This is a genomic window from Paraburkholderia sp. GAS448 (genome assembly GCF_050435685.1).
In the GTDB taxonomy this organism is placed as follows: Bacteria; Pseudomonadota; Gammaproteobacteria; order Burkholderiales; family Burkholderiaceae; genus Paraburkholderia.
Genome location: NZ_JBNDKT010000004.1, coordinates 42038 through 64613 on the forward strand (window position 1 = coordinate 42038; position 22576 = coordinate 64613).

A 22576-nucleotide genomic window follows, 5' to 3' on the forward strand; every position below is an offset into this window, starting at 1 on the left:
TCAGCGCGGGTAGTAAGGGGGAATCTGCGCGTCCACATTGACCCAGACCGACTTGGGCTGCGTGTATTCGCGCATCGCTTCGAAGCCCATCTCCCGGCCATAGCCGCTCGCGCCGACCCCGCCGAACGGCGATGCGGGGCTCACGCGCTTGTAGCAGTTGATCCACACCATGCCGGCGCGAATCTCGCGCGCAATCAGGTGCGCCCGTTGCAGATCGCGCGTCCAGAGACCCGCGCCCAGACCGTACTCGGTGCCGTTCGCGATCGCGAGAGCTTCCTCATTGGTGCGGAACGTGGTGACCGTCATGAACGGGCCGAACACCTCTTCCTGCGACACCCGGTCCTCAGGCTTCGCGGCGACGATAGTCGGTTCGACATAGCAGCCGTTGGCCAGCGCCGCCGCATCGGGCGCCTTGCCGCCGGCCAGCACGCGGCCGCCCTGCTCCCGCGCGATGTCCACGTAGGACAGCACGCGGTCGCGATGCTGCCGCGACGTGAGCGGGCCCATTTCGGTCGACGGGTCGAGCGGATCGCCGATGCGGATCGTGCGGCTCAATGCAGCGAACTTCTCCAGCACTTCCTCGGCGATGGATTCATGCACGATCATCCGCGAGCCCGCGATGCACGCCTGCCCCTGGTTATGGAAGATCGCGAATGCAGAGCCTTGCACGACCGCATCGATATCGGCGTCACCGAAGACGATGTTCGCGCCCTTACCGCCCAGTTCGAGCTGCACCTTCTTCAGGTTGCCGCTCGACGCCTGCACGATCTTGCGGCCGACCGCCGTCGAACCGGTGAACGCGACCTTGCTGATCTCCGGATGCTCGGCGATGTACTGGCCCGCCACGTGACCCAGCCCCGGCAGGATATTGACGACCCCTTCGGGAAACCCGACTTCCGCCATCAGTGCGGCAATCGCGAGACTGGACAGCGGCGTCAACTCCGCGGGCTTCATGATCACGCAGTTGCCTGCCGCCAGCGCCGGCGCCATCTTCCAGCTCGTGAACATCAGCGGGAAATTCCACGGCACCACCTGCCCGACGATCCCGACCGGTTCACGCGTCAGATAGTTCAGAAAGCCCTGCTCGACCGGAATCACGGAGCCTTCGAACTTGTCGGCCATGCCGCCGAAATAGCGGAACGTGGCCGCCGTGCGCGGCACATCCAGATTACGGGTGTCGCGGATCGGATGACCGGTGTCGAGCGATTCGAGCCGGGCGAGCGCATCGCCGTTCGCCTCGATGGCGTCGGCCAGTTTCAGCAGCAGACGGCCCCGCTCCATCGCGGCGAGCTTGCTCCACTTCGGAAATGCTGCCTTCGCAGCCGCGACGGCGCGGTCGACATCGGCGGGGCCGGCCATCGCGACCTCGGCGATCACCGAGTTGTCATGCGGATTCAGGGTGGCGAGCGTTTCGCCGTTTGCAGCGGGCACGAAGCGGCCGCCGATGAAGAGTTGCGTTTGCATGTCAGTCCTGCACGAGTGAGACCTGGCTGAAAGCCTGGACGTGACATCCCCCGCAACGCCAGCGGTCTGGCGCCGTTCGATCGACGAGCGGAGGATGCCGGGAAGTTAGATCTGGATCGGGTACGGCGGCAGTTCGCCGCTTTCGTAACGCTTCGGCAGATCGGGCGTCGCGTTCTCCCACACCAGCAGCATCGAACGCTTCTGCGAGTAGCCCTTGTGGCGGATGTCGGCGGGCATCGCGGCGATATCGCCCGCGTTCATCGTGATGCGCGCGCGCGGCTCGCCGCTATCCTTGTCGGCGACGTCCCAGATGATCTGGTCGGACAGTTGCAGGAACCACTCGACGCGGTCGTTGCCGTGAAAGACCGGCAGCACGAACTCTTCCGTAGTCGGACAGAACAGGCTCTGCTGGCAGACCGAGGTCACCGACGGATTCCATGTCACATCGGAACGCGACAGGTACTTGAACAGGCTGAACGCGTGCAGCGCCTTCTCGAAACCGGGCTCGGCGTGAATCTCCGGCTCGTCCTGCACGACGTCCGCGAACTGGCGATTGACCGGCAGATCGTCGCGCAACGGCGAATCGCCTTCGAGACCGGGCATGCGCTTCGTCGCAATGCGGGTGCGCTCGATCGCCGCGATGTTGTCGCCATGCTTCGTGCCGAATGCAGAGCCCGTCTCTTCGGGCGCGGCGAAGGGATCGAAGCCTTCGTTGACCCAGTCCTTCAGGATCGCCTTGAAGGTCGCCATGATGACCGGCGTATCGAACTGCTGTGTGTGGTCGACGCCCGCGTCCTTGAAGCTCGCGTTGTACGCACCGGCGTACATGTCGACCTTGCCGTAGTGATTGCGCGTGCCGATCACTTCGTCGAAATTGACCCAGCCGTAGAAGAAGCCCCATGCGACGTCGCGCATCATCGCGCGCAGGAAGTCGTCGGCGTGCATCTGGTGCGAACGCGTCTGACCGTTCGCGGGCCACTTGATCGTGGCGAAATAGGCGTCGCGGCTGAATTCGAAGTCGCCCAGTTTGAATACGCGATAGCCGGTGGCCTGATCGGGTTCGCTTGCGGTGACGTTTTGCAGTCTGGTTACTTTGTCCATGATTGACTCCGTGTGTTGATCGATCGTGTAGAGAGGGTCACTGGATGCAGATGTCGGCCCATTTCTCGACCGAGCAGCGTCCGAGGATCGTTTGCACGAGCACCACACCTTTCTTCACCGCTTCGAAGCGGTACGCAGCGCCTGCGGGCAAGAGCGCCTGGTGGCCGCGACGCAGCCGCACATAGCCCATCGACTGCCCTGAAGGTTGGCCTTCGAGACGTACCGTGCCTTCCGTCTGCGCATCGACGAGCGGGCCATCTGAGGGCTTGATGAAGTGCACGTCGATCTCGCCGTCGAGCACGACTGCGAATTCGTCGTGCGACGCCGCAAACCACGGCGACGAACCTTCCGCGCGCAGCGTCTCGATCACGTACTTGAGATTCTTGCCGACGACGATTTTCTGCCAGGGCTCTGCGCGGCTCGCGACTTCGAACACGTTCGACATCGCGTAATGCTCCGGCTTGCCCTTGATGATTTCGATGGAGCCCTTGCGGAAATTGTCCAGGCTGCCGAACCAGGTCTGTTGCATGTCTGCCTCCGTTGATCTGTGAATGCGTTTTGCCTGCATCGAAGATTAGGTGGCAACGGGTCTGTCGGCAATGATCTGAGGGTCGGGATTCGCGAACGATGAGTGCGTCAAAAACCCGCCAGGGAAACTACCTGGCGGGCGTCCCGTCAGGCCTGTGCAGGCCTGGGCGGGCTCAATCTTCGGCCAGTTCCTCGCCGACGCTCCTGGTCTCGTCGTCGGGCGGCGCGATGCCGAGTGCCTTGTCCCATTGCGGCTCGCGCAGATAACGGGCGCGCAGGAAATCGACGAACGCCTTGACCTTGGTCGTCGAGCGATGCGACGCCGGATAGACAGCGGACAGCCATAGCGGCGGTGCGGCGTAGTCCGGCAGGACACGCTCCAGACGCCGCTCGAGCAGATCGGCAGCGGCGACCATCGTCGGCAGATAGACGACGCCCGCGCCGGCTCGCGCGAACTCGAGCAGCAGATGCACGCTATTGGTTTTGAGCACCGGGTTGAGGGCGATTTCGAAGCACTCGTTGCCCTTCATCAACGGCCACTTGTCGCCCCACGGGTAGTAGGAATAACGCGCGAAGTCGTGCCGCAGCAGGTCGAGCGGCGTGTCGATCACGGGCTCTTCCTTCAGGTAGCCGGGCGCGGCGCACAGCACGCCACGCACGGGAAAGAGCTTTCGTTCGACGAGCAGGTTCGACGCTGGCGGGTAGATCTGCAGCGCGAGATCGAAGCCTTCCTGAACGGGATCGATGACCCTGTCGCTGACGGTGACCACGAACTCGACGCGCGGGTACGCTGCGCGAAATTCGATAAGCGTCTGCGAAAAATGCCCGAGCGCAAAGCCCGGCAATACGTGAACGTTGAGCGTACCTGATAGCGAATCGGCCGCGCCGCTCGAACGCCCCGACAGATCATGCACCCTGGTGACCAGTTCGGCGCATTCGCGGTAGTACGTCTCACCGAGTTCAGACAGGCGCACCGCCCGCGTGGAACGGTGAAAAAGCGGCACGCCGAAGTGCTCTTCGAGCTGCTTCACGCGCGAGGTCACGACGGATTTGGCGACGCCCAGCTGACGCGCAGCGCTCGCAAAGCTCTGCGCCTCCGCGGCCCGCACGAACGCTTCCATCGACATGAACAGGTCCATGCTGTCTCCTGGGGCCGCTGTAGTCGCGGCCTGATCTGATGGACTGAAGTGTAATTTGTTTCGCGAGGCGCTGCCGTTTGCGGCGTGACGTATTAAATGAAAGCTTAACGGGCTGTCATGGGGCGTGGCGACGTTTTCATCAAACCTCGCAGGCAACCGGCCAGAAATCACCAGGCGAGGCCGGCAAGGCGCCTGCACGCCAACAAGTCCACTCGCGCCAATGACCGTAGAATGCAAAACCAGCCACATCGAAAAGCGCATGCGCAGATGCAACGATCTGCCCGGACGATCGCTGCTGCGTCTCAGAGGGGAATAGTCTCGTGAAAGATCCGCTCGTTGCTGGACTGGTATTGATCGCGCTGGACGTTGTGCTTTGGCGCCTGGTGTGGCCGCGCAACGATACCGTGCGTCTGTTGCTCAGACTCGTGATCTTTGGCGTCTTTACCGCATTGCTGTTCGGCTCCGGATTAAGCCCCTTCGCCACTGCGCCATGGCCAGAGTCGCCGTTACGCCATCTCGCCGCCCAGGCCCTCGGCGTTGTGTGGTGGCTGGACGGTGCGCGCCTCCTCACGTTGACACTGGACGCCCTCTTCCAGCGCCGCGACTGGCATCGCGAGCGCCTGTTCCAGGATGTGCTGGGCGCGGTCGTCTTTCTTGCCGCTATCGTCGCATCGCTCGCATTCGTGCTCGGGCTGCCGGTGTCGGGGCTAGTCGCGACATCGGGGGCGCTTGCCATCGTCCTTGGCCTTGCGATCCAGAGCACACTTAGCGATGTGTTCGCGGGCATCGTGCTGAACACCACCGAGCCTTATCACATCGGCAACTGGGTTTCGGTGGACGACGTCGAAGGCAAGGTTATGGAGATGAACTGGCGCGCGACGCACCTGCTCACCTCCCAGGGCAATATCGTCATTGTTCCCAACAGCGTTGCGGCCAAGGCCAAGATCACCAACAACAGCCGGCCTTCGTCCCTGCACGGCGTGACGATTACGCTCGAAATATCCCCTGAAGAGCGACCGGCGACAGTCCTCGGTGCGCTCGAACGGGCGATAGCGGGAATCAGCACGGTGATGAAGGACCCTGCGCCGTTTGCACTCGTCAAGGGCGCTTCGACCAACTCAATCCAATACCAGGTCACCGCCTATATCGACGACATGGCGCGCAAGACAGCCGTGAACAACGCGCTCTACGATCTGTGTCACCGTCATCTTGCTGCCGCAGGCATTGAACTGCGTCCGTTGGGCGTACCGTCGCAGCCGGCCCGGGACGTCGCCAGCCGCCGGCAACGGCTTCTGTCCCAGGTCGAACTGTTCAGTACCTTGCAGGGCGACGAACTGGAGGCACTCTCCGGACGGCTATCCCGTCACGAATACGAGCCCGACCAGATCGTGGTCGCGTCCGAGGACGTTACCGACTACCTGATGATCGTCGAATCGGGAGTCCTGTCGGTGTCAGTCGATGAGTCTGGCGGCCCGGTCGAAACCACCCGCCTCGGGCCAGGCGACGCCATCGGCGAAGCTGGTGTCCTCGCGGGCCTGCCGGTACAGGCGCAAATCACGACCGTGACGCGGACCGTCATTTATCGCCTGGACAAGACCGACCTGACACCCTTCCTGCAGAACCGGCCTGAAATCGGCCAGAACATGTGCAGGCTTTTATCCGAGCGGCAAGAGTCCATACGCAAGCTCGGCGTCGCACCCGAGGCGTCGAAGGACACCGAGTGGTCCGTGTTCGAATGGCTGCGCGAAGGCATGCGCAAGCTACATGAACTCACGACCTGAAGGGGGGCGCACGAAGCGCCCGGGCACTATGCCAAGGCTCGCTAGTCCTGGCTGAGCCACGGATAGCGGGCGGTATCGCGGCCCGCATAGTCGGGGTCCAAGTAGATATAGACGCGCTGGATCTTCCAGTCGCGAATCTCGAAGACATCGCACCAGTTCCCCGCGCCCCATGCCGGCACGCCGGCGCGCCATGGACCGTCGCGATGCTCGCCGTGACTCGTCCCTTCGCATATCACGGTATCGCTTCCTGAGAATACCCAGTTGAAATGCGCATAGTGGTGAACGATCGACTTCAATGTGCCGCCGACATCGGTGAACAGCTTGCCGATCTGATCCTTCCCGCTCGCGAGTCCCCACTTGGGGAAGAACACCTGCGCGTCGTCAGCGAAGAGGTCGAGGATGCTGCCTCCCGTCGATGTGACGCCGCCGTTGTCGAAGGCCTTCAGATACTCGATGGCTACCGATTTTCTCTGTTCGTCGGTCATGGTTTGCGTGGTCAGCGCCATGGTTATCTCCTGTTGATGGATTCGTTCGCCAGGGTTCGTCGGCAGCAGCCGACGAGCCCCAGCGGCTAAGGGCAGTTCACGTCGTGTTTCAGCGCGGCGGCTGTCTGTGTGCGCTGCGCGCTGCAAGATACGAGAAGGCGAGGATCGGCCCGAGTGTTGCACCGCCCGCCCAGTAAGCGCGCGCCGACGCCGATGCAACACAGTTGCCGACGCCGTATAAGCCCGAAATGGCCTGCCCCATGTGGTCCAGCACCTGCCCTTCGGGATTCGTGACAGGGCCGCCCTTCGTATCGAGGTTGCCGCCCGTCAGGAGCGTTGCATAGAAGGGACCGCTCTCGCTGAGTGGATACATCGTCGGATTGGGACACGCTGGCCCGGGTGCCGTCGCGCCATTGAACAGCAGTTCGACAGGCCGCTCGCCACGCGCGAAATCAAGGTCCTTGCCGCTACGCGCAAACCCGTTGAAGCGCTCGACAGTCGCCGGAAGATTGGCGTCGAAGTCGTCTCCGAAGGTCAGATTGCCGATCTGCGGTGCGAGCTTCGCCACACGCTCGCGGATCTTCTGTGCGAGTTCGGCGAGCGTATCGGCCTTGATCACATGTGCATCGTTGACGCCTTCGGGCACGATGAAACGCCCGTACTCGGTGCTTGCAGAGTGCTGCTGACTGCGCGCATCCCAGATCGCCGCGAGGACGAGGTTCGGATACTCCGACTTCGCGGGGTCCCACGTAAAAAAGGCCTGCGCGGATTCGTTGTAGGCGAGCTTTTCGTTGGTGACGCGCTCGCCATGCCGGTTCACATAGATCATCGAATCGCCTGACGGCGAGAACGTCCCGATCAGACCCGGATCGTCGTCAAGCGCCTTTTCGAGGACGATCGGACACATCCACGAATAGTTCATGTTGCGCAACTCGGCGCCGACCGCCGTGCCGATACGGACGAAGTCCCCTTCGTTGGTGCGCGCGGCACATCCGCCGAAGACGGGCGCGCTCAGGAAGTTCTTGCGCATCGTCTTGTTGTGCGTGAACCCGCCTGTGCCGAAGATGACTGCCTTGCGCGCCTTGACGATCATCGCGCCACGTTGCGCATCATCCACTTCGACACCTGTAACGGCGCCCGTCCCGTCAGTCACGAGGCGCTTCACGGGGCAACTCGTGCGGATTTCGACACCCGCCCGGCGCGCAGCTTCAGTCATTGAACGCACCGCCACCGCGCCGCCATCGGACATCGATTCGCAAGCGCCTTTGGGCAGCAGCACGCGGCCCTTCGGCGCCTTGTCCTCCGGCAACTCGGCCCAGTAGTCCGGCACATCCGGGCAGTGACGGTATTCGAGCGCCCCCTTGTCCGCGAGCAACTCGGCAGCAAGCGACGCGTTGTCATAGATTGCCTCGCACATATCGAACTCCCACTGCGTCATACCGAAGCGCGGCAGTTCCGGGCTGTACGTTTCCGGCCTCGATAGACGGGCCATGTAGCGCAGACAATCCTCCTTCCGGTCTTCGATGCCAAGTTCACGCATCGGCCGGTTGTTCGGCACCCAGTACCAGAACGCGGCCTTCTTCGCCGTCCCACCCAGCTCCGGCGCCTTCTCCAGCAGCAGGACCTTGTTGTCCTGCCAGGCTGCAAACAATGCGCAAGCGAGGCCAGCAGCTCCCGCCCCCACCACCACGATGTCGAACTGCTCATCGAACTTTCCGGCGCCTTGTGGCGTGGCAGTCTCGCGTGTCATCACACTCATGGACGTCTCCTGGTTTGCGTATCGACCTGACCGGTGCGCGGACTCGCTGTGGATGACTTCGGCTCAAGCGGTCGCGTTCTCTGCATCGAAGAGTAGGGAGCGAGGGACCTGAGGGCAATGCTTCGAGGGTCGGGAATGGCGAACGATGGGTGCTTCAAAAACCTGCCAGGGAAAGTACTTGGCAGGTGACGCAGGGAAGACCTTGACGCCGGATTCCGGCTGGCGGGTCGCTGTTATTCGTCCTCCGGTCATCCTGATTTACCCCAACCAGACCGGCGCCGGCAGGCACCGCACGACATCGCTCGACGCCTTACGTGGCGGGCGTTCCAGCCTCTCCGACGGCAACGCCATTGCGCGCTGCAGCATTTCTCCTTTCTTGACACGCCCGGGCCTGGCTGCTGTACTAAATAAAACAAAGTGATTTAGTCACAAGCGCCCCGGTTTCCAGCCGTATCCACCGGGCGCGATATCGAGAGGCGTCATCAGCGCCCGCTGTCATTGAGTCGACCGTCAGTTCGAAACGTCGCTGTCAACAACCCGGAGGAGCGTCCCCCATGAATCTGAATTCAAGCAGGCACCCTGTCGCAAGACGAATCGTATCGATGTGCGTGGCCGCCACGGCCGTGTGGTGTGCGGGTGCTTCGCACGCCGCCGACCAGCCTGTCATCGGCCTCATCACGAAGACCGACACCAACCCGTTCTTCGTCAAGATGAAACAGGGCGCCGATGCCGAAGCGCAAAAGGACGGCGTGAAGCTGATCAGCGCGGCCGGCAAGTTCGACGGCGATAACGCGAGCCAGGTCACGGCGATCGAAAACATGCTGACGGCCGGCGCGAAGGCAATCCTGATCACCCCGAGCGACACGAAGGCCATCGTGCCGAGCATCAAGAAGGCGCGCGCGGCCGGCGCGCTCGTGATTGCCCTCGACACGCCAACCGACCCGCAGGACGCCACCGACGCCCTCTTCGCCACCGACAACTTCAAGGCCGGCGTGCTCATCGGCGAATACGCGAAAGCGGCGATGGCAGGCAAGCCCGCGAAGATCGCCACGCTGGACCTGGCGCCTGGCGTATCGGTCGGCGTGCTGCGGCATAACGGCTTCCTGCAGGGCTTCGGCGTGAAGGAAGGCGACGCGTCCATCGTCTGCAGCCAGGATACGCGCGGCGACCAGGCGAAGGGCCAGACGGCGATGGAAAACTGCCTGCAGAAGTCGCCCGATATCAACGTCGTCTACACGATCAACGAGCCGGCCGCGGCAGGCGCCTGGCGCGCGCTGAAGGCAGCAGGCAAGGACAAGAGCGTGATGATCGTTTCGATCGACGGCGGCTGTGAAGGCGTGCGCAACGTGAAGGGTGGCGCCATCGCGGCAACGTCGCAGCAGTATCCGCTGAAGATGGCGTCGCTCGGCGTTGCCGCTGGCGTCGACTACGCCAAGACCGGCAAGAAGGCGACGGGCTATCACGACACCGGCGTCACGCTGATCACCGACAAACCCATGTCGGGTGTCGACAGCAAGGACTCGAAGTTCGGTCTCGACAATTGCTGGGGTAACAAGTAACACCGCTCCAACCGGGCCCGCGCCCGCGGGCCCTGACAGGATTCGTTAGCGGATTTGTTTGCGTGGGTCACCTGCCACGCTGTTGCATCGAGGAATCAGATCATGTCCACTCCGTCGGCTACCGGCGCTCGCCGCCTTGGCGATCGCCTGCCTTCTCTCGCTGAAATCGGCCCCCTGCTCGCGCTCCTGCTTGCGTGCGCGTTCTTCATCTCGCAGAGCAACCGCTTTCTGTCGTTCCAGAATCTTTCGTTGATCCTGCAACAAACGATGGTCGTCGCCGTCATCGCGATCGGTCAGACCTTGATCGTTCTCACCGGCGGCATCGATCTGTCATGCGGGATGTTGATGGCGTTCGGCTCGATCGTGATGACCAAGTTCGCCGTCGTGCTCGGCGTGCCGCCAGTCCTCGCGATCCTCTGCGGCGTCGCGGCCAGCACGGCGTTTGGCCTTCTCAATGGCGTGCTCATCACGCGCATCAAGCTGCCCGCGTTCATCGTGACACTGGGTACGCTGAACATCGCGTTTGCGCTCACGCAGATCTATTCGAACGCCGAGAGCGTGTCGAACCTGCCGGACGCCATGATGTTCTTCGGCAACACGTTCAGCATCGGGCCGGCCGAGGTGACCTACGGCACCGTGCTCACCTTGCTGATGTATCTGCTGACCTGGTTCGTGCTGCGCGATACGGTGCCTGGACGACACCTCTACGCACTCGGCAATAACGCCGAAGCGGCACGGCTGATGGGCCTGTCGTCGCAAAAGATCCTGCTCACCGTGTACACGCTGGCCGGCGCGATCTACGGGATTGCCGCGCTGCTGTCGGTATCGCGTACCGGCGTGGGCGATCCGCAGGCGGGGCAAACCGAAAACCTCGACAGCATAACCGCGGTCGTGCTCGGCGGCACGAGTCTCTTTGGCGGGCGTGGGTCGATTGTGGGGACGCTGCTGGGCGCGCTGATCGTCGGCGTTTTCCGTAACGGCCTCACGCTGATTGGGGTGTCCTCGGTGTATCAGGTGCTGATTACCGGCATGCTGGTGATTCTCGCCGTTGCCGCCGACAAACTGTCACATCGCCGCTAACGCGAACGAGGGAATCTGTCATGTCGACTACTCACACCGCCTCCAATGCCACGCCGGTTCTGCAGGCACGCGGACTCATCAAGCGTTATGGCCATGTCACCGCACTCGACGGCTGCGATTTCGAAGTGTTGCCCGGCGAGATTCTCGCTGTCATCGGCGATAACGGCGCCGGCAAATCTTCGCTGATCAAGGCGCTTTCGGGCGCAACCGTGCCCGACGAAGGCGAGATCCTGCTCGACGGTAAGGCAGTGAAATTCCGCAGCCCGCTCGATGCACGCGAACAGGGCATCGAAACCGTGTATCAGGAACTCGCTGTTGCTCCTGCGATGAGCATCGCGGAAAACCTGTTTCTTGCCCGCGAACTGGTCAAGCCTGGCTGGCGCGGCTCGATCCTCAAGATGATCGACAAACGCCGCATGCTGGAAGAAGCGACCGCGCACATGAAGGGCCTGCAGATCGGCATCCGTTCGATGCGGCAGGCCGTCGAAACGCTGTCAGGCGGACAGCGCCAGGGTGTCGCTGTTGCGCGCAGCGCGGCGTTCGCGCGGCACGTGGTGATTCTCGACGAGCCCACTGCGGCGCTCGGCGTGAAGGAAGGCAACATGGTGCTCGAACTGATCCGGCGCGTTCGCGATCGCGGCTTGCCCGTGATCCTGATCAGCCACAACATGCCGCACGTGTTCGAAGTCGCCGATCGCATCCACATCCAGCGGCTTGGCCGGCGCGCCGCGCTCGTCAACCGCGCGGACATCCACATGTCCGAGGCCGTCGCGATCATGACCGGCGCGAAGGAAGCGGACGTGAAGGCGATCGCATGATGCACCGCCCCCTCACCGGCCTTTGACGATGGATACCGGTAGCCGCTCGCCGCTCAAACGCACGGTCGGATCGAATCAGGTCGGCATGCGTCAGTTCAACGAACGGATCGTCCTGCAGGCGATCCGGCTGCATGGTCCATTGCCGAAGGCCGACGTCGGGAGGCTCACGCGGCTGTCGATGCAGACCGTCTCGATGATCGTCGAGCGCCTGATCGATGATGGTCTGCTCGCGAAACAGCCGCGCGTGCGGGGGCGAATCGGGCAACCGTCGGTGCCGATCGCGTTGCGTCCCGATGGCGCGTTCACGATCGGCATCAAGGTCGGGCGCCGCAGCCTCGACGTGCTGGCGATGGATTTTACCGGCCACGTGTGCAGCCGCGATGTGTTCGAGTACGCGTATCCCGATCCCGTCACGCTGTTTCCGGCGCTGGAAAGCAGGCTCGCGCGCACGAACGAAGCGCTCGGCGCGCGCGCCAAAAAAGTCGTCGGTGTCGGCGTGGCCGCGCCTTTGTGGCTCGGAGGCTGGCGTGATTTTCTTGGCGCGCCGCCCGACGCGCTCAACGCATGGAACGACATCGACATCCGTTCGCGCATCGAGACATTGACCGGGCTGCCAGTCGAGTTCGCCAAGGACACGACAGCCGCCTGCGCCGCCGAACTGGTGATGGGCCAGGGGCGCGGCATTCACAATTTTCTCTACCTTTTTGTCGGCACGTTCATTGGCGGCGGCCTCGTGATCGACGGACGGTTGCACGGCGGGCCACATGGCAATGCGGGCGCAGTGGGATCGATCCCGCTTGCCCGCGATGGCTCGAAGCCCGCGCGGCAGCTGCTGCATGCGGCCTCAGGCTTCGTGCTCGAAAAGCTGTTCACGGATGCCGGCGCACCGCCCGCGGCCGCGCACGATCATCGCGCCTTATCTCCGGACCTGTGGCGTTTGACGGAACAGTGGCTCGACACGGCCTGCCCGGCCATCGCATCGGCATTGACCAACGCAGCGGCATTGCTCGATCTCGAAGCGGTGGTGATCGACGGCGAGTTCGACCGGCAACTGGTGCGCGAAATCATCCGTCGCACGGAGCGCGTGCTCGATCGCTTCGAATGGGAGGGCATGGCGCGCCCCCAACTGCTGGAAGGCGCAATCGGCGCCGACGCGCGCGCGATGGGCGGGGCCATCCTGCCGTTGTACGCGCATTTCGCGCCGATGCACGAACTGTTTCTGAAGCCTGCCGTGAACGTCGATTATTGATCCGTGCGCACAGTCACTTTTGCCGCCTCGCCCTTGTCCGACGGCAAAGCAAGCAACGGTTGCAACGCGGGTGCCAGCGACTTGAGCAACTGCACCGCCAGAGCGCTCGTAAAGTCATAGTGCGCCGCGTATGGCTCGTGAACCCACGCGGTCAGGGAGCCATAGAAACGATCGCCGATCACGAACACAAAGGTCGCGCTCCGGTTGACCTTGCGCGACTCGATCAGCCGCGCGCCGCGGGCGAACACGTTAAAGCGCTGATCCCCGGTGCCAGTCTTGCCGTACACCTCGAACGTGCGCCCATTCGGGAATGTCATGCCCTGCGCCAGACGCTTTGCGGTTCCACCCGTTACGACGTCGCGCAGCAGATCGTGCACGGTATCGACCACTTCTGGCGGCAAGGCCGTCTGCGGCGCAATCGACGCATGGGTGAAGCGTGTTTCGTAGGGCGTGCCCTTTGCAAACTCGAGTTCCGCAATGCTGTGCGTCGGCACCTTGTTGCCACCGTTCGCGATCAGGCCGATCAACTGCGCAAGCGCGACGGGCCGGTCGCCCGATGCGCCGATTGCAGACGCATAGGAAGGGGTCAGCGTAGCGAACGGGTAACCCAGCTCGCGCCATGACCGCCCTATCGCCGCATACGCCTGCAGTTCCACCATCCGCCTGATGCGCCGGTCCTGCGTGGCGTGATAGCGGGTCTTGAAGAGCCACGAATAGGCGTCCGTACGCGCGGGGCGGCTCGCGTCGAGCACCTCGTCAAGCTTCGCCGCTGGATGGCTGCGCAGATAGTTGAGCGTCCACAGTTCCAGCGGATGAACACTCGCGATATAGCCGCGGTCGTTCAGATTGAAGCGGTCGATACCGTACTTGACATAGAGCTTCGCAAGATCGTCATCCGATAGAGACGCGGCAGGCGTCTTCTTCAGCGCGGCCCGCATCTGCACGTCGAACCACGCCTGCGGCTCGTCAGGCGCCACGCTGCGCAAGACGGTGGCGATCTTCGGCGGCGATTTGTGGACATTACGGAGAAGCAGCGCGAGCGCATCATCCGGCGTCTTGCCCTGATACTTCGTGTAGAAACGCTTCATGTAAACCTGGCTTTCCTGATCGGCGAAGCGCGTCAGGTAGAGATGCCGCGAAGCCGGATCGTCCAGCCATAGCGATGTCGGCCCCGCCACCTCGATCGTCTCGTAGTGCACGATGTCGCGCATCAACCTGACGAACACCAGATTCACCGAATGCTGGAAGGCGCGATGCACCGTCAGGATCTGGCTGTTGTCGCTCGATTCGAAATTATTGAAGGTCTGCGCCCCGCCGCCCGTAAAGAACGTCTCGCCAGGATTCGCCGAGTATTTCCGTTCGATTGCGGCAGCCAGCATCGGCTGCAGTGAACGGTCGGACGTGTGCGCCAGATAATCGACAGCCCAGCGCGTCAACGCGTCCTGCCTGTCGGGCTTGACCGCGCGCAACTGGGCCGCGCTTAACGACGCATAGCGCTCGTGCAGTTGCGTCATGATCTGCAGGTAAGTGATGACCGTGCGCAACTTCGCCGTCGAGCCAAGGTTAAGGCGCGCGCCCTGATTGACGTCGAAAGGCTGGTTAAGGCTATCCGTCTGCACGCGCAGCACGTTTTCAGTGCCACGCCGCTCGAACAGCGTGAAGCTGTACGCAATTTTCGAAGGATCGTCGTGCGTGCGCAGCATCTCGAAGCCATACAGGCCGGCGGCGCTCGCCCCGTCGCGCGTTCCGGCGCTCGCGAGCCGCGCGCTCACATCCTGCTGTACCGCGTCGTCGAGCGTCGCCCGTGCCGTGACATCGAGCCGGTCGAGATCGTAGAAGTTGCGTACACCCAGCGCCGACAGCAATTGCGCCCGCAACGACGTGACGGCCTTGCGCGACACGTAGGACATCGGCGGATGAATCACACGTGTGCGGTCCAGTTGAAGGGACGCCGCGAGTGCCGCATCCCGCAGCGACGCGGAAATGATGCCGCCGCCCGCCAATAAGCGCAGATAACTGTCCGTCAACCTGCCGAGTTCCGCATTACCGCTGCGAAGGAAGTACGACGGCGCGCGCTGCGCGATCATCAGCGACAGCACCTCGCGAAACGCAAGCGCCTGCTCGCCGAGCGTATCCTCGGTGACGGGTTCCCTCAGGATGCGATTGACCTCGTCGAAATCGCGGCCATACCATGCGGCAAGTCCGTCGCCGATGCCGTTGATTTCACCGACGCCCGCCTTCGCGGACAGCGGCACCGAATTCAGATAATGCACGACGATCTGCCGTCGCGCGGGCAGCGTCTGCGGCCCGTCGAGATACGCCCTCACTGAAGCGGAAGCGATCTGCCGAAGCTTTTCCATCGGCGTGCCCGTCTTGCCGTCCGGCGAATGGCGGAATTTCTCGATCTGGGTCGCCAGCGTGCTTCCGCCGGGCGTTTGCTGATGGCGGTCGAAAACCCGTACCCCCTGATCGACCAGCGCCCGGCTGAAACGGCCCCAGTCGAGCGCCGGATTGCGATTCGGCTGGTCGGCATTGAGCAGATTGCGGTCTTCGATGAAGAGCAGCGAATCGACCACGAGCGGCGGAATCTCGTCGAATTCCGAGTAAATCCTGCCGGGGTAGCTTGCACCGAAAAGAGGCGTGCCGTTGGCGTCGAAGAGCCTGAGCCCCGCCTGATCCTTTTCTTCGTAGGGAAGAAAGAGGCCCTCGTCGGCGAGTGAAAGCATTTTTTCGGAATCGCGCGCCTGGGTCGCGACAGCAAAGCCGCGCTCAGCCAGACGCTGTTCGAAGGAAGGCAGCCACGCGTAACCGAGCCGCTCGTCATACGGCCCGGCGGACGGAAAACGGATGCTGTCGCTGGGACCGTCGGCGACGGTGAAGGCGATATCGCGCGTCAGTTCGGACAGGTAGCGCGCCTGCAGGCGCGACGTCTCGATTTCGATCTGCGCGAAGCGCACCCCGATGACAAGGGCGACAAGGAAAGCTGCTGCAAGCAGCCATTTAAACCACTTCCAGACCGAACGGGCACCGGTCAAGCGAAGCGGAATCCGAACCACCGGCCGATTCATGACGGCTTCTCCCCTGGTAAGGGCCTGGCCGCAAAAAGCACCTCCCATTAGTCTAATACTTCATGGAAAAAGTGCCCGGTCCGGAGTTACCCGAGAGTGTGCGCTGCGCAACACACGGCTGGCACGCCCATGGCAAACGCCTTTCAGCGGCCGGATCTAGCCTTTGGTTGCCCCAAAAGTGAGCCCGGCGACGAACTGCCGCTGCATCGCAAAAAACATCGCCACCGACGGCAGCGCCGCCAGTATCGAACCGGCGGAAACCAGGTTCCACGCCGTCGTCCATTGCCCCTTGAGCGCCGCGACGCCGACGGTGATCGGCGCGGCGTCGTCGCCCTGCGTCAGGCACAGCGCCCAGAAGTAATCGTTCCAGACAAAGGTAAAGACGAGAATCCCGAGCGCCGCGAGCGCGGGGCGGATCAGTGGTAACACGATGCGGAAAAACACGGTCCATTCGCTCGCGCCTTCGATGCGCGCCGCCTCGACGAGTTCGAATGGCAACTGCTTGATGAAGTTGCGCAGGAACAGCGCGCAGAAGCCCGTCTGGAACGAAACGTGAAACAGGATCAGCGCGCTGAGCGTATTGAACAGGCCCAGCCGCAGCGACAGATCGCGAACCGGAATCATCAGGATCTGGATCGGCACGAAATTGCCGGCCACGAACGTGCCGAACAGCAGCATGTTGCCGCGAAAGCGATAGATCGCCAGTGCGAAGCCGGCCATCGCGGCCAGCGTGATCGAACCGATCACCGATGGAATCGTGATCAGGCAGCTGTTCCAGAAGTAGTGAAGCATGGGCGACGTCGTGAGCGCTTCGCGATAGTTGGCGATCAGCGAGATGTGCTCGGGCCAGCCCCAGTAATTGCCTCTCGATAGCTCGTCGGTCGAGCGCACGGAAGTCACGAGCACGGCGATCATCGGCAGCAGCCAGATCAACAGCGCGACCGGCAGCGACATCTTGTACAGCGCACGGTTGGCCGGTTTCCATTTCTCGACGGGAAGCGGGTACATGGCGTGTCTCCTTACTGCTCTTCGCGCACCATGCGGCGCAACTGGAAGCCGATATAAACCAGCACGATCGCAAACAGCACCACGGCGATCGCGGCCGAATAGCCGAGGCGGTAATACTTGATCGCCTGGTCGTACATGAAATAGGCGAGCACCGTCGAGCTTTCGAAGGGGCCGCCGCCGCTCATCACGGCGATCAGGTCGAAGCTGCGCAGCGCACCGATCACCGTCACGACGATCGCCATGAAGGTGGTGGGCCGCAATTGCGGCAGCACGACGTGCCACAGCATGGCCCAGCCTTTGGCGCCTTCCATCCGCGCGGCTTCGAGCTGTTCCGAACTGAGGGTCGTCAGCCCGGTCAGATACAGGATCATGCAGTAAGCGGTTTGCGGCCAGAGCGCCGCGAAGATGATGCCGAACGTCACGTAGCGCGGATCGCCGAGAACCGGAACGCCGTGCCCGAGGATCACTTTCAGCAAGCCAAAGGTCGGATCGTAAAACCAGCTGAAGATCAGCCCCACCACCACGCCGGACAGCACAAACGGCGCGAAGAAGAGCGACTTCACGATGCGGATGCCGCGCACCGCCTGATTCAGATACAGCGCAATCGCAAGGCCCATCGGCGGCGCGAGCATGAAGAGCACCAGCCACAGCACGTTGTTCTTCAACGCCGTATAGAAGGTCGGCGCATGCATTAATTCAATGTAGTTGCCAGGACCGATGAACTCCTTGTCCGTCATGCCGTCCCAGTTGTAGAGGCTGAGCGTGAGCGACGACAGAATCGGATATACCACGTAGATCGCGACCATGATGCACGCGGGCGCAAGGAACAGAAAGGCCGCACGGCGCTGCTGCCTGGCACTGGGCGACGCGCGCCTCTTCGCCAGGTGCGGCGTGGCCGCCTGCGGCACGTCCACCTCCACGCTGCGGGTCGAGACAGTTTTCATGACGATTACCTCTACGGCCTCTTCGATTGCCAGCGATACCGGTATGCGTGAAGCGGCACACGTATACCGGTATCGTGCTGTACTACGACTGCTTCTTGTAGATCCGCTGACGCGTCGTTTCGAGCTGAGCGAGGATTTCGTCGATCTTCGTCGGGTCGGACATGAACTGCTGCATGCCCTTCATGCCTTCGTCAGCCATTTCCTTGGTCATGTCACGATCATAGAACTGCGCGATGCCGCCCTTCGTGTTCGACAGGATCTGGAAGCCGATCTTCGAAATCTGATCGTCCGGTTCCGGCGACTTGCTGTTCCCTGGCAGCGAACCGAGTCCCTGCGCAAGTTTCGCGCTGATCTCGGGCGTTTCCATGAAGGCGAGGAAGGTGTGCGCGTCGGCCTTGTTCTTCGCTTTCGACGGAATATGCAGCGATTCGACCGGGCCATCTTCAGCGGTCGGAACCTTCGGGTCGATGATCGGGAACTGGAAGAAGCCCATTTTCGGCTTCACGTCCGCCGGAAATCCCCCGGTGATGAACGTGCCCATCAGCATCATCGCGGCCTTGCCCTGGAACAGGAACGGCTGTGCCGCATCGAGATCGTATGACAGCGAGTTGTCGATGAAGACCTTATCGTCGATCAACTGCTTCCACGTCGTGTAGACCTTCTTCACCCGCGGATCGGTGTAAGGTACTTCACCCGCCATCAGCTTCTGATGGAACGCATTGCCGTTGATGCGCAGGTCGAGGTAATCGAACCAGCCTGCGAGCGTCCATGCGTCGCGCCCCGCCACGGCAACGGGTGTGATGCCAGCGGCCTTGAGCTTTTTCGATGCTTCGAGAAACTCGTCCCACGTCTTCGGCTCGCTGGTGATGCCCGCCTTTTCAAACAGGTCCTTGCGATAGAACATGCCCCATGCGTAGTACACGGTCGGCGCCGCGTATTGCTTGCCCTTATACGACGACGCTTCCTTCGTCGACGCGTACATGCCGTTCCAGTTGTCCCTGTTCCAGTCGTTCGTCAGGTCCTCGAGCAGACCACGTCGCGCGTAGTACGCCATGCGTTCGCCGTCGTGCCAGTTCACGACGTCCGGTGCGACCGTCGACAGCCAGCCGGGCAACTGCACCTTGTACGCCTCTTCATCGACGAACGACACCTTCACGTCGATATCCGGATGCGCCTTCTTGAATTCGTCGATGGCAGATTGCCAGACGGCTCGCTGGCTCGCGCCCTTGAATGCGATGTTGACGGCGAGCGTGCCCGCGTGGGCAATGTTGCCGGCAATCATCGTTAGTCCCGCGGCTGCGAGCATCATGCCGATCAGCCCTTTGCGTACCGCACTTTTCGTGCTTGTCATGCCTGTCTCCTGATGGGTGATGGAATCTTATGCGGCGCGAAAGACCGCCACGCCCTGCGGTTCGACCGACGACGACCCGATCACGAACGCGTCCGCACGGACGTTGTCGATCGTGTGGGCGGTATCGCCGTAGTTGAAAACATAAGTCAGCGCGCCACGCCGGCTCACGCGGACCGTCTCTGCGAGCGGCGCAGCATCGAGTTGCGCCGCCCTGGCTACCTGCTGGAAGATGCGTTGCGTCAGTGCGTCGTCGAACAGGCTCGCGCAGTAGTGTAGCGAGCCATGCCGCACGAACGCCGGATGACCATCGTCGAAGCGCGCGAGCACATCGATACTGGATGCTGCCTGCAACAGGTCGCGCCAGTGGTGAGCCGTGCCTTGCAGTGCGCCGTCGCTGCCCGCTACGGGCACGCTGACGTTCGGGCGCATCGAGTCGACACGCCATACGCGCATCGGCAGGACATCGGCAAGTGCGCCGGGCGGGAGGTTCGCGGGAATCTGCAGATCGCGTGTTTTCGACCCGGTGCGCGGACCCAGCACGACCTGCGCACCGCTTGCCACGAGCCGCGCACCGAAGTCATCGGCGACGACTGGCAGCGGCGGCACAACGATCATCCGGTAGCCATCGAACGACGCGTCCGACGGAATCACGTCGACATCGAGACCGAGCGAACGCAGCGCCGAGTAATACTCGAACGCGAAACGCGGATAGTGGAAATCGGCGGCCTGCGGATGGATCTCGAAGAGCCACTTCGCCTCATAGTCGTAAACCAGCGCAACTTTGGAGCGGACCTGCGGCTCACCATCAGCCGCCACGATGGCACGGATCTCCTGCGCCACGCGCGCGGCCTCTTCACCCCCTATGTCGAGCTGGTTGTCCGGCGTGTTCAGCCCTGCATGCATCTGTTCCTGCGCGAACGGCGCCTGCCGCCAGCGGAAATACGACACACAGCCTGCGCCGTGCGCGAATGCCTCCCAGCTCCACAGGCGCACCATGCCCGGCAGCGGCGCCGGATTCCACATCGCCCAGTTCACCGGGCCCGGCTGCTGCTCCATCACCCAGAACGGCTGCTTCGACATGCCGCGGTACACATCGTGATTGAACGACGCGAAATCCGGATGGCCGGTGCGCAGGAAGCGCGCCTTGATTTCAGGCGCGAACCATTGCTCTTCGAGCGCGCCGAGCGGATAGCTGTCCCAGCTTGCGATGTCGAGGTCGGCGGCGACCTTGTAGTGATCGAATTCCGTGAACAGTTGCATGAAGTTATGCGCGATGGGACGGCCCGGCGAATGCTGGCGCAGAATCTCCGTCTGCATACGGTTGAACCGCACCACTTCGTCAGATGCGAACCGCCGATAGTCGAGCCGATGCGACGGATGCGCTTCCGTCACGGTGCCGATGGGCGGATCGATTTCGTCGAAGCTGCGGTATTCCATGCTCCAGAACACCGTGCCCCATGCTTCGTTCAACGCATCGATGTTGCCGTAGCGCGTGGCGAGCCAGCCGCGAAAACGCCTGGCCGCCGCAGGAGAATAGCTGACCACGGTGTGATGGCAACCGTATTCGTTGTCGGTCTGCCAGAACGCGACAGCCGGATGCGAACCATAGCGGCGCGCCACCGCTTCGCAGATCACGCGTGCCGCCTCGAAGTACGAGGGCGACGAGAAATCGTAGTGACGTCGCGAGCCGAACGCACGAGGCCGCCCGTCGGCACCGATCGCGAGAATATCCGGATGCTGGTCGATCAACCACTTCGGCGGTGTTGCGGTCGGCGTGCACATCACGACCTGCAGGCCGGCCGCGCCGAGAATGTCGACCGCTTCATCGAGCCAGTCCCATCGGTATACGCCCGGTTCCGGTTCGATGCGGCTCCACGCAAATTCGCCGATCCGGACGCGCTCGATGCCGAGTGCCTTCATGCGCGCGGCGTCGTCGCGCCACATGGCGGGCGACCAATGTTCCGGGTAATAGCAGACTCCTAAACGCATGCAGCGCTCCTACGCGAGCTGAGTGACGGAATGATTCGAGGTATCCGCGCGATGCGTCAGCGCGAAACCATCCTCGGTGAAGAGATGACACGATGCAGCCGGGACATGGAAACTGAGACGCTCGCCGCTCTGCACCTCGATGTCGCCGGGCGCCTTGGCGATCAGCACGTCGCCGCCCGGTTGATCGAGATGCAGATAGCTGTGCTCGCCAAGCTGTTCGATCAGCGTCACGCTGCGATGAATCGACTGGGCGGCCGCCGTCGACGAAGGCGCGCCGGTTGCGTGTGCAACGGTCTGCGTCTCGAGATGTTCGGGCCGGATACCCAGCGTGACCGGCTGCCCGACGTTGAGCGTCCCCGCCTCGACCGGCACGTCGAGCGATTCGCCCGTGTGTGAAAGCGTGATCTGTACGTGTTGCGAATTGAGCGCCGCGACCGTTGCAGGCAAAAAATTCATGCGCGGCGAACCGATGAAACCCGCGACGAAGCGGCTCGTCGGCCGGTGATACAACTCGAGCGGCGAGCCGACCTGCGCGATGCTGCCGTAGCGCTCCGTATCCTTGCCCGCATGCAGCAGCACGATGCGGTCGGCCAGCGTCATCGCTTCGATCTGGTCATGCGTCACGTACACCACGCTCGCCTTCGCGAACTGCCTGTGCAGCCGCGCGATTTCGATCCGTGTCTGGCCGCGCAAGGTCGCATCGAGATTCGACAACGGCTCGTCGAACAGGAACACGCCCGGCTCACGCACGATCGCGCGGCCGATCGCCACGCGCTGGCGCTGCCCGCCCGACAGCGCGCGCGGCTTGCGCTCGAGCAACGCTTCGAGTTGCAGCACGCGCGCGGCTTCCCTGACCTTGCGGTCGATTTCGTCCCTGGGCTTTTTCGCGAGCTTGAGGCCGAACGCCATGTTCTCGTACACGCTCATATGCGGGAACAGCGCGTAGCTCTGGAACACCATCGCAACACCGCGCTCCGCCGCCGGCACTTCGTTGACAAGCCGGCCGCCGATGTACAGGTCGCCGTCGGTGACATCCTCCAGACCGGCGATCATCCGCAGCAAGGTGGACTTGCCGCAGCCCGACGGCCCGAGGAACACGCAGAATTCGTTTTCGCCGATCTCCAGATCCAGGCCGCGGATCACCGGCGGATGATCGCCGTACGCTTTGTGCACTGCTTTCAACGAGATACTGGCCATTGCCTCGCCTCCATGCTTTAATGCGTCACGACAGGAGGTTAAGCGCTTAATCAGGC

General features: G+C 62.7%; 18 protein-coding genes. 6 read left to right on the forward strand and 12 right to left on the reverse strand.

Translation table 11 applies throughout. The features are described 5' to 3' along the window. From P3T23_RS08970 to P3T23_RS08985, 4 genes are all read right to left on the reverse strand, one after another. Positions 1 to 1464, reverse strand: a complete 1464-nt coding sequence (locus P3T23_RS08970) for an aldehyde dehydrogenase family protein (protein WP_429315823.1) — start codon at positions 1462 to 1464, stop codon at positions 1 to 3. 105 nt (positions 1465 to 1569) lie between these two features. Beyond that, the gene (locus P3T23_RS08975; RefSeq protein ID WP_429315824.1) at positions 1570 to 2565 is read right to left on the reverse strand and encodes a hydroxyquinol 1,2-dioxygenase; all 996 of its coding nucleotides are present in this window, start codon (positions 2563 to 2565) and stop codon (positions 1570 to 1572) included. A gap of 37 nt (positions 2566 to 2602) precedes the next feature. Beyond that, the gene (locus P3T23_RS08980; protein ID WP_429315825.1) at positions 2603 to 3094 is read right to left on the reverse strand and encodes a hydroxyquinol 1,2-dioxygenase; all 492 of its coding nucleotides are present in this window, start codon (positions 3092 to 3094) and stop codon (positions 2603 to 2605) included. Positions 3095 to 3266: 172 nt separating this feature from the next. After that, positions 3267 to 4232: a LysR family transcriptional regulator gene (locus P3T23_RS08985; protein WP_429315826.1), complete on the reverse strand. Its 966-nt coding sequence runs from the start codon at positions 4230 to 4232 to the stop codon at positions 3267 to 3269. A gap of 320 nt (positions 4233 to 4552) precedes the next feature. Between P3T23_RS08985 and P3T23_RS08990 the strand changes: the two genes are divergently transcribed. Continuing rightward, on the forward strand, positions 4553 to 6013 hold the full coding sequence (locus P3T23_RS08990; protein WP_429315827.1) for a mechanosensitive ion channel domain-containing protein: 1461 nt from the start codon (positions 4553 to 4555) through the stop codon (positions 6011 to 6013). A gap of 41 nt (positions 6014 to 6054) precedes the next feature. On the opposite strand, the gene P3T23_RS08995 is transcribed toward P3T23_RS08990, so the two are convergent. Then, on the reverse strand, positions 6055 to 6519 hold the full coding sequence (locus P3T23_RS08995) for a nuclear transport factor 2 family protein (protein ID WP_429315828.1): 465 nt from the start codon (positions 6517 to 6519) through the stop codon (positions 6055 to 6057). An 88-nt stretch (positions 6520 to 6607) separates the two neighbouring features. After that, a complete protein-coding gene (locus P3T23_RS09000; RefSeq protein ID WP_429315829.1) occupies positions 6608 to 8257 on the reverse strand; it encodes an FAD-dependent oxidoreductase in 1650 nt (549 codons plus the stop codon). A gap of 145 nt (positions 8258 to 8402) precedes the next feature. On the opposite strand from P3T23_RS09000, the gene P3T23_RS09005 reads away from it, so the two are divergent. The 5 genes from P3T23_RS09005 to P3T23_RS09025 all read left to right on the forward strand — a co-directional run bounded on the left by P3T23_RS09005 (position 8403) and on the right by P3T23_RS09025 (position 12963). Beyond that, positions 8403 to 8678, forward strand: coding sequence for a hypothetical protein (locus P3T23_RS09005; protein ID WP_429315830.1), 276 nt, complete (start codon positions 8403 to 8405; stop codon positions 8676 to 8678). A gap of 133 nt (positions 8679 to 8811) precedes the next feature. Continuing rightward, complete coding sequence (locus P3T23_RS09010; protein WP_429315831.1) at positions 8812 to 9816, forward strand: sugar ABC transporter substrate-binding protein; 1005 nt, start codon at positions 8812 to 8814, stop codon at positions 9814 to 9816. A 102-nt stretch (positions 9817 to 9918) separates the two neighbouring features. After that, entirely contained in the window at positions 9919 to 10896 is a 978-nt protein-coding gene (locus P3T23_RS09015; RefSeq protein WP_429315832.1) for an ABC transporter permease, read from the forward strand. A gap of 20 nt (positions 10897 to 10916) precedes the next feature. After that, complete coding sequence (locus tag P3T23_RS09020) at positions 10917 to 11714, forward strand: ATP-binding cassette domain-containing protein (RefSeq protein WP_429315833.1); 798 nt, start codon at positions 10917 to 10919, stop codon at positions 11712 to 11714. A 28-nt stretch (positions 11715 to 11742) separates the two neighbouring features. Continuing rightward, a complete protein-coding gene (locus P3T23_RS09025; protein WP_429315834.1) occupies positions 11743 to 12963 on the forward strand; it encodes an ROK family transcriptional regulator in 1221 nt (406 codons plus the stop codon). Here P3T23_RS09025 and P3T23_RS09030 read toward each other — a convergent pair. From P3T23_RS09030 to P3T23_RS09055, 6 genes are all read right to left on the reverse strand, one after another. Beyond that, complete coding sequence (locus P3T23_RS09030) at positions 12957 to 16031, reverse strand: transglycosylase domain-containing protein (protein ID WP_429315835.1); 3075 nt, start codon at positions 16029 to 16031, stop codon at positions 12957 to 12959. The genes P3T23_RS09025 and P3T23_RS09030 overlap by 7 nt on opposite strands. Before the next feature lie 156 nt (positions 16032 to 16187). After that, the gene (locus P3T23_RS09035) at positions 16188 to 17039 is read right to left on the reverse strand and encodes a carbohydrate ABC transporter permease (protein ID WP_429315836.1); all 852 of its coding nucleotides are present in this window, start codon (positions 17037 to 17039) and stop codon (positions 16188 to 16190) included. Positions 17040 to 17050: 11 nt separating this feature from the next. Further along, positions 17051 to 17983, reverse strand: a complete 933-nt coding sequence (locus tag P3T23_RS09040; protein WP_429315837.1) for a carbohydrate ABC transporter permease — start codon at positions 17981 to 17983, stop codon at positions 17051 to 17053. An 82-nt stretch (positions 17984 to 18065) separates the two neighbouring features. Further along, positions 18066 to 19292, reverse strand: coding sequence for an ABC transporter substrate-binding protein (locus P3T23_RS09045; RefSeq protein ID WP_429316218.1), 1227 nt, complete (start codon positions 19290 to 19292; stop codon positions 18066 to 18068). Between the two features lie 69 nt (positions 19293 to 19361). Then, complete coding sequence (locus P3T23_RS09050) at positions 19362 to 21323, reverse strand: beta-galactosidase (RefSeq protein ID WP_429315838.1); 1962 nt, start codon at positions 21321 to 21323, stop codon at positions 19362 to 19364. 9 nt (positions 21324 to 21332) lie between these two features. After that, the gene (locus P3T23_RS09055; RefSeq protein ID WP_429315839.1) at positions 21333 to 22520 is read right to left on the reverse strand and encodes an ABC transporter ATP-binding protein; all 1188 of its coding nucleotides are present in this window, start codon (positions 22518 to 22520) and stop codon (positions 21333 to 21335) included. Positions 22521 to 22576 lie beyond the last annotated feature (56 nt).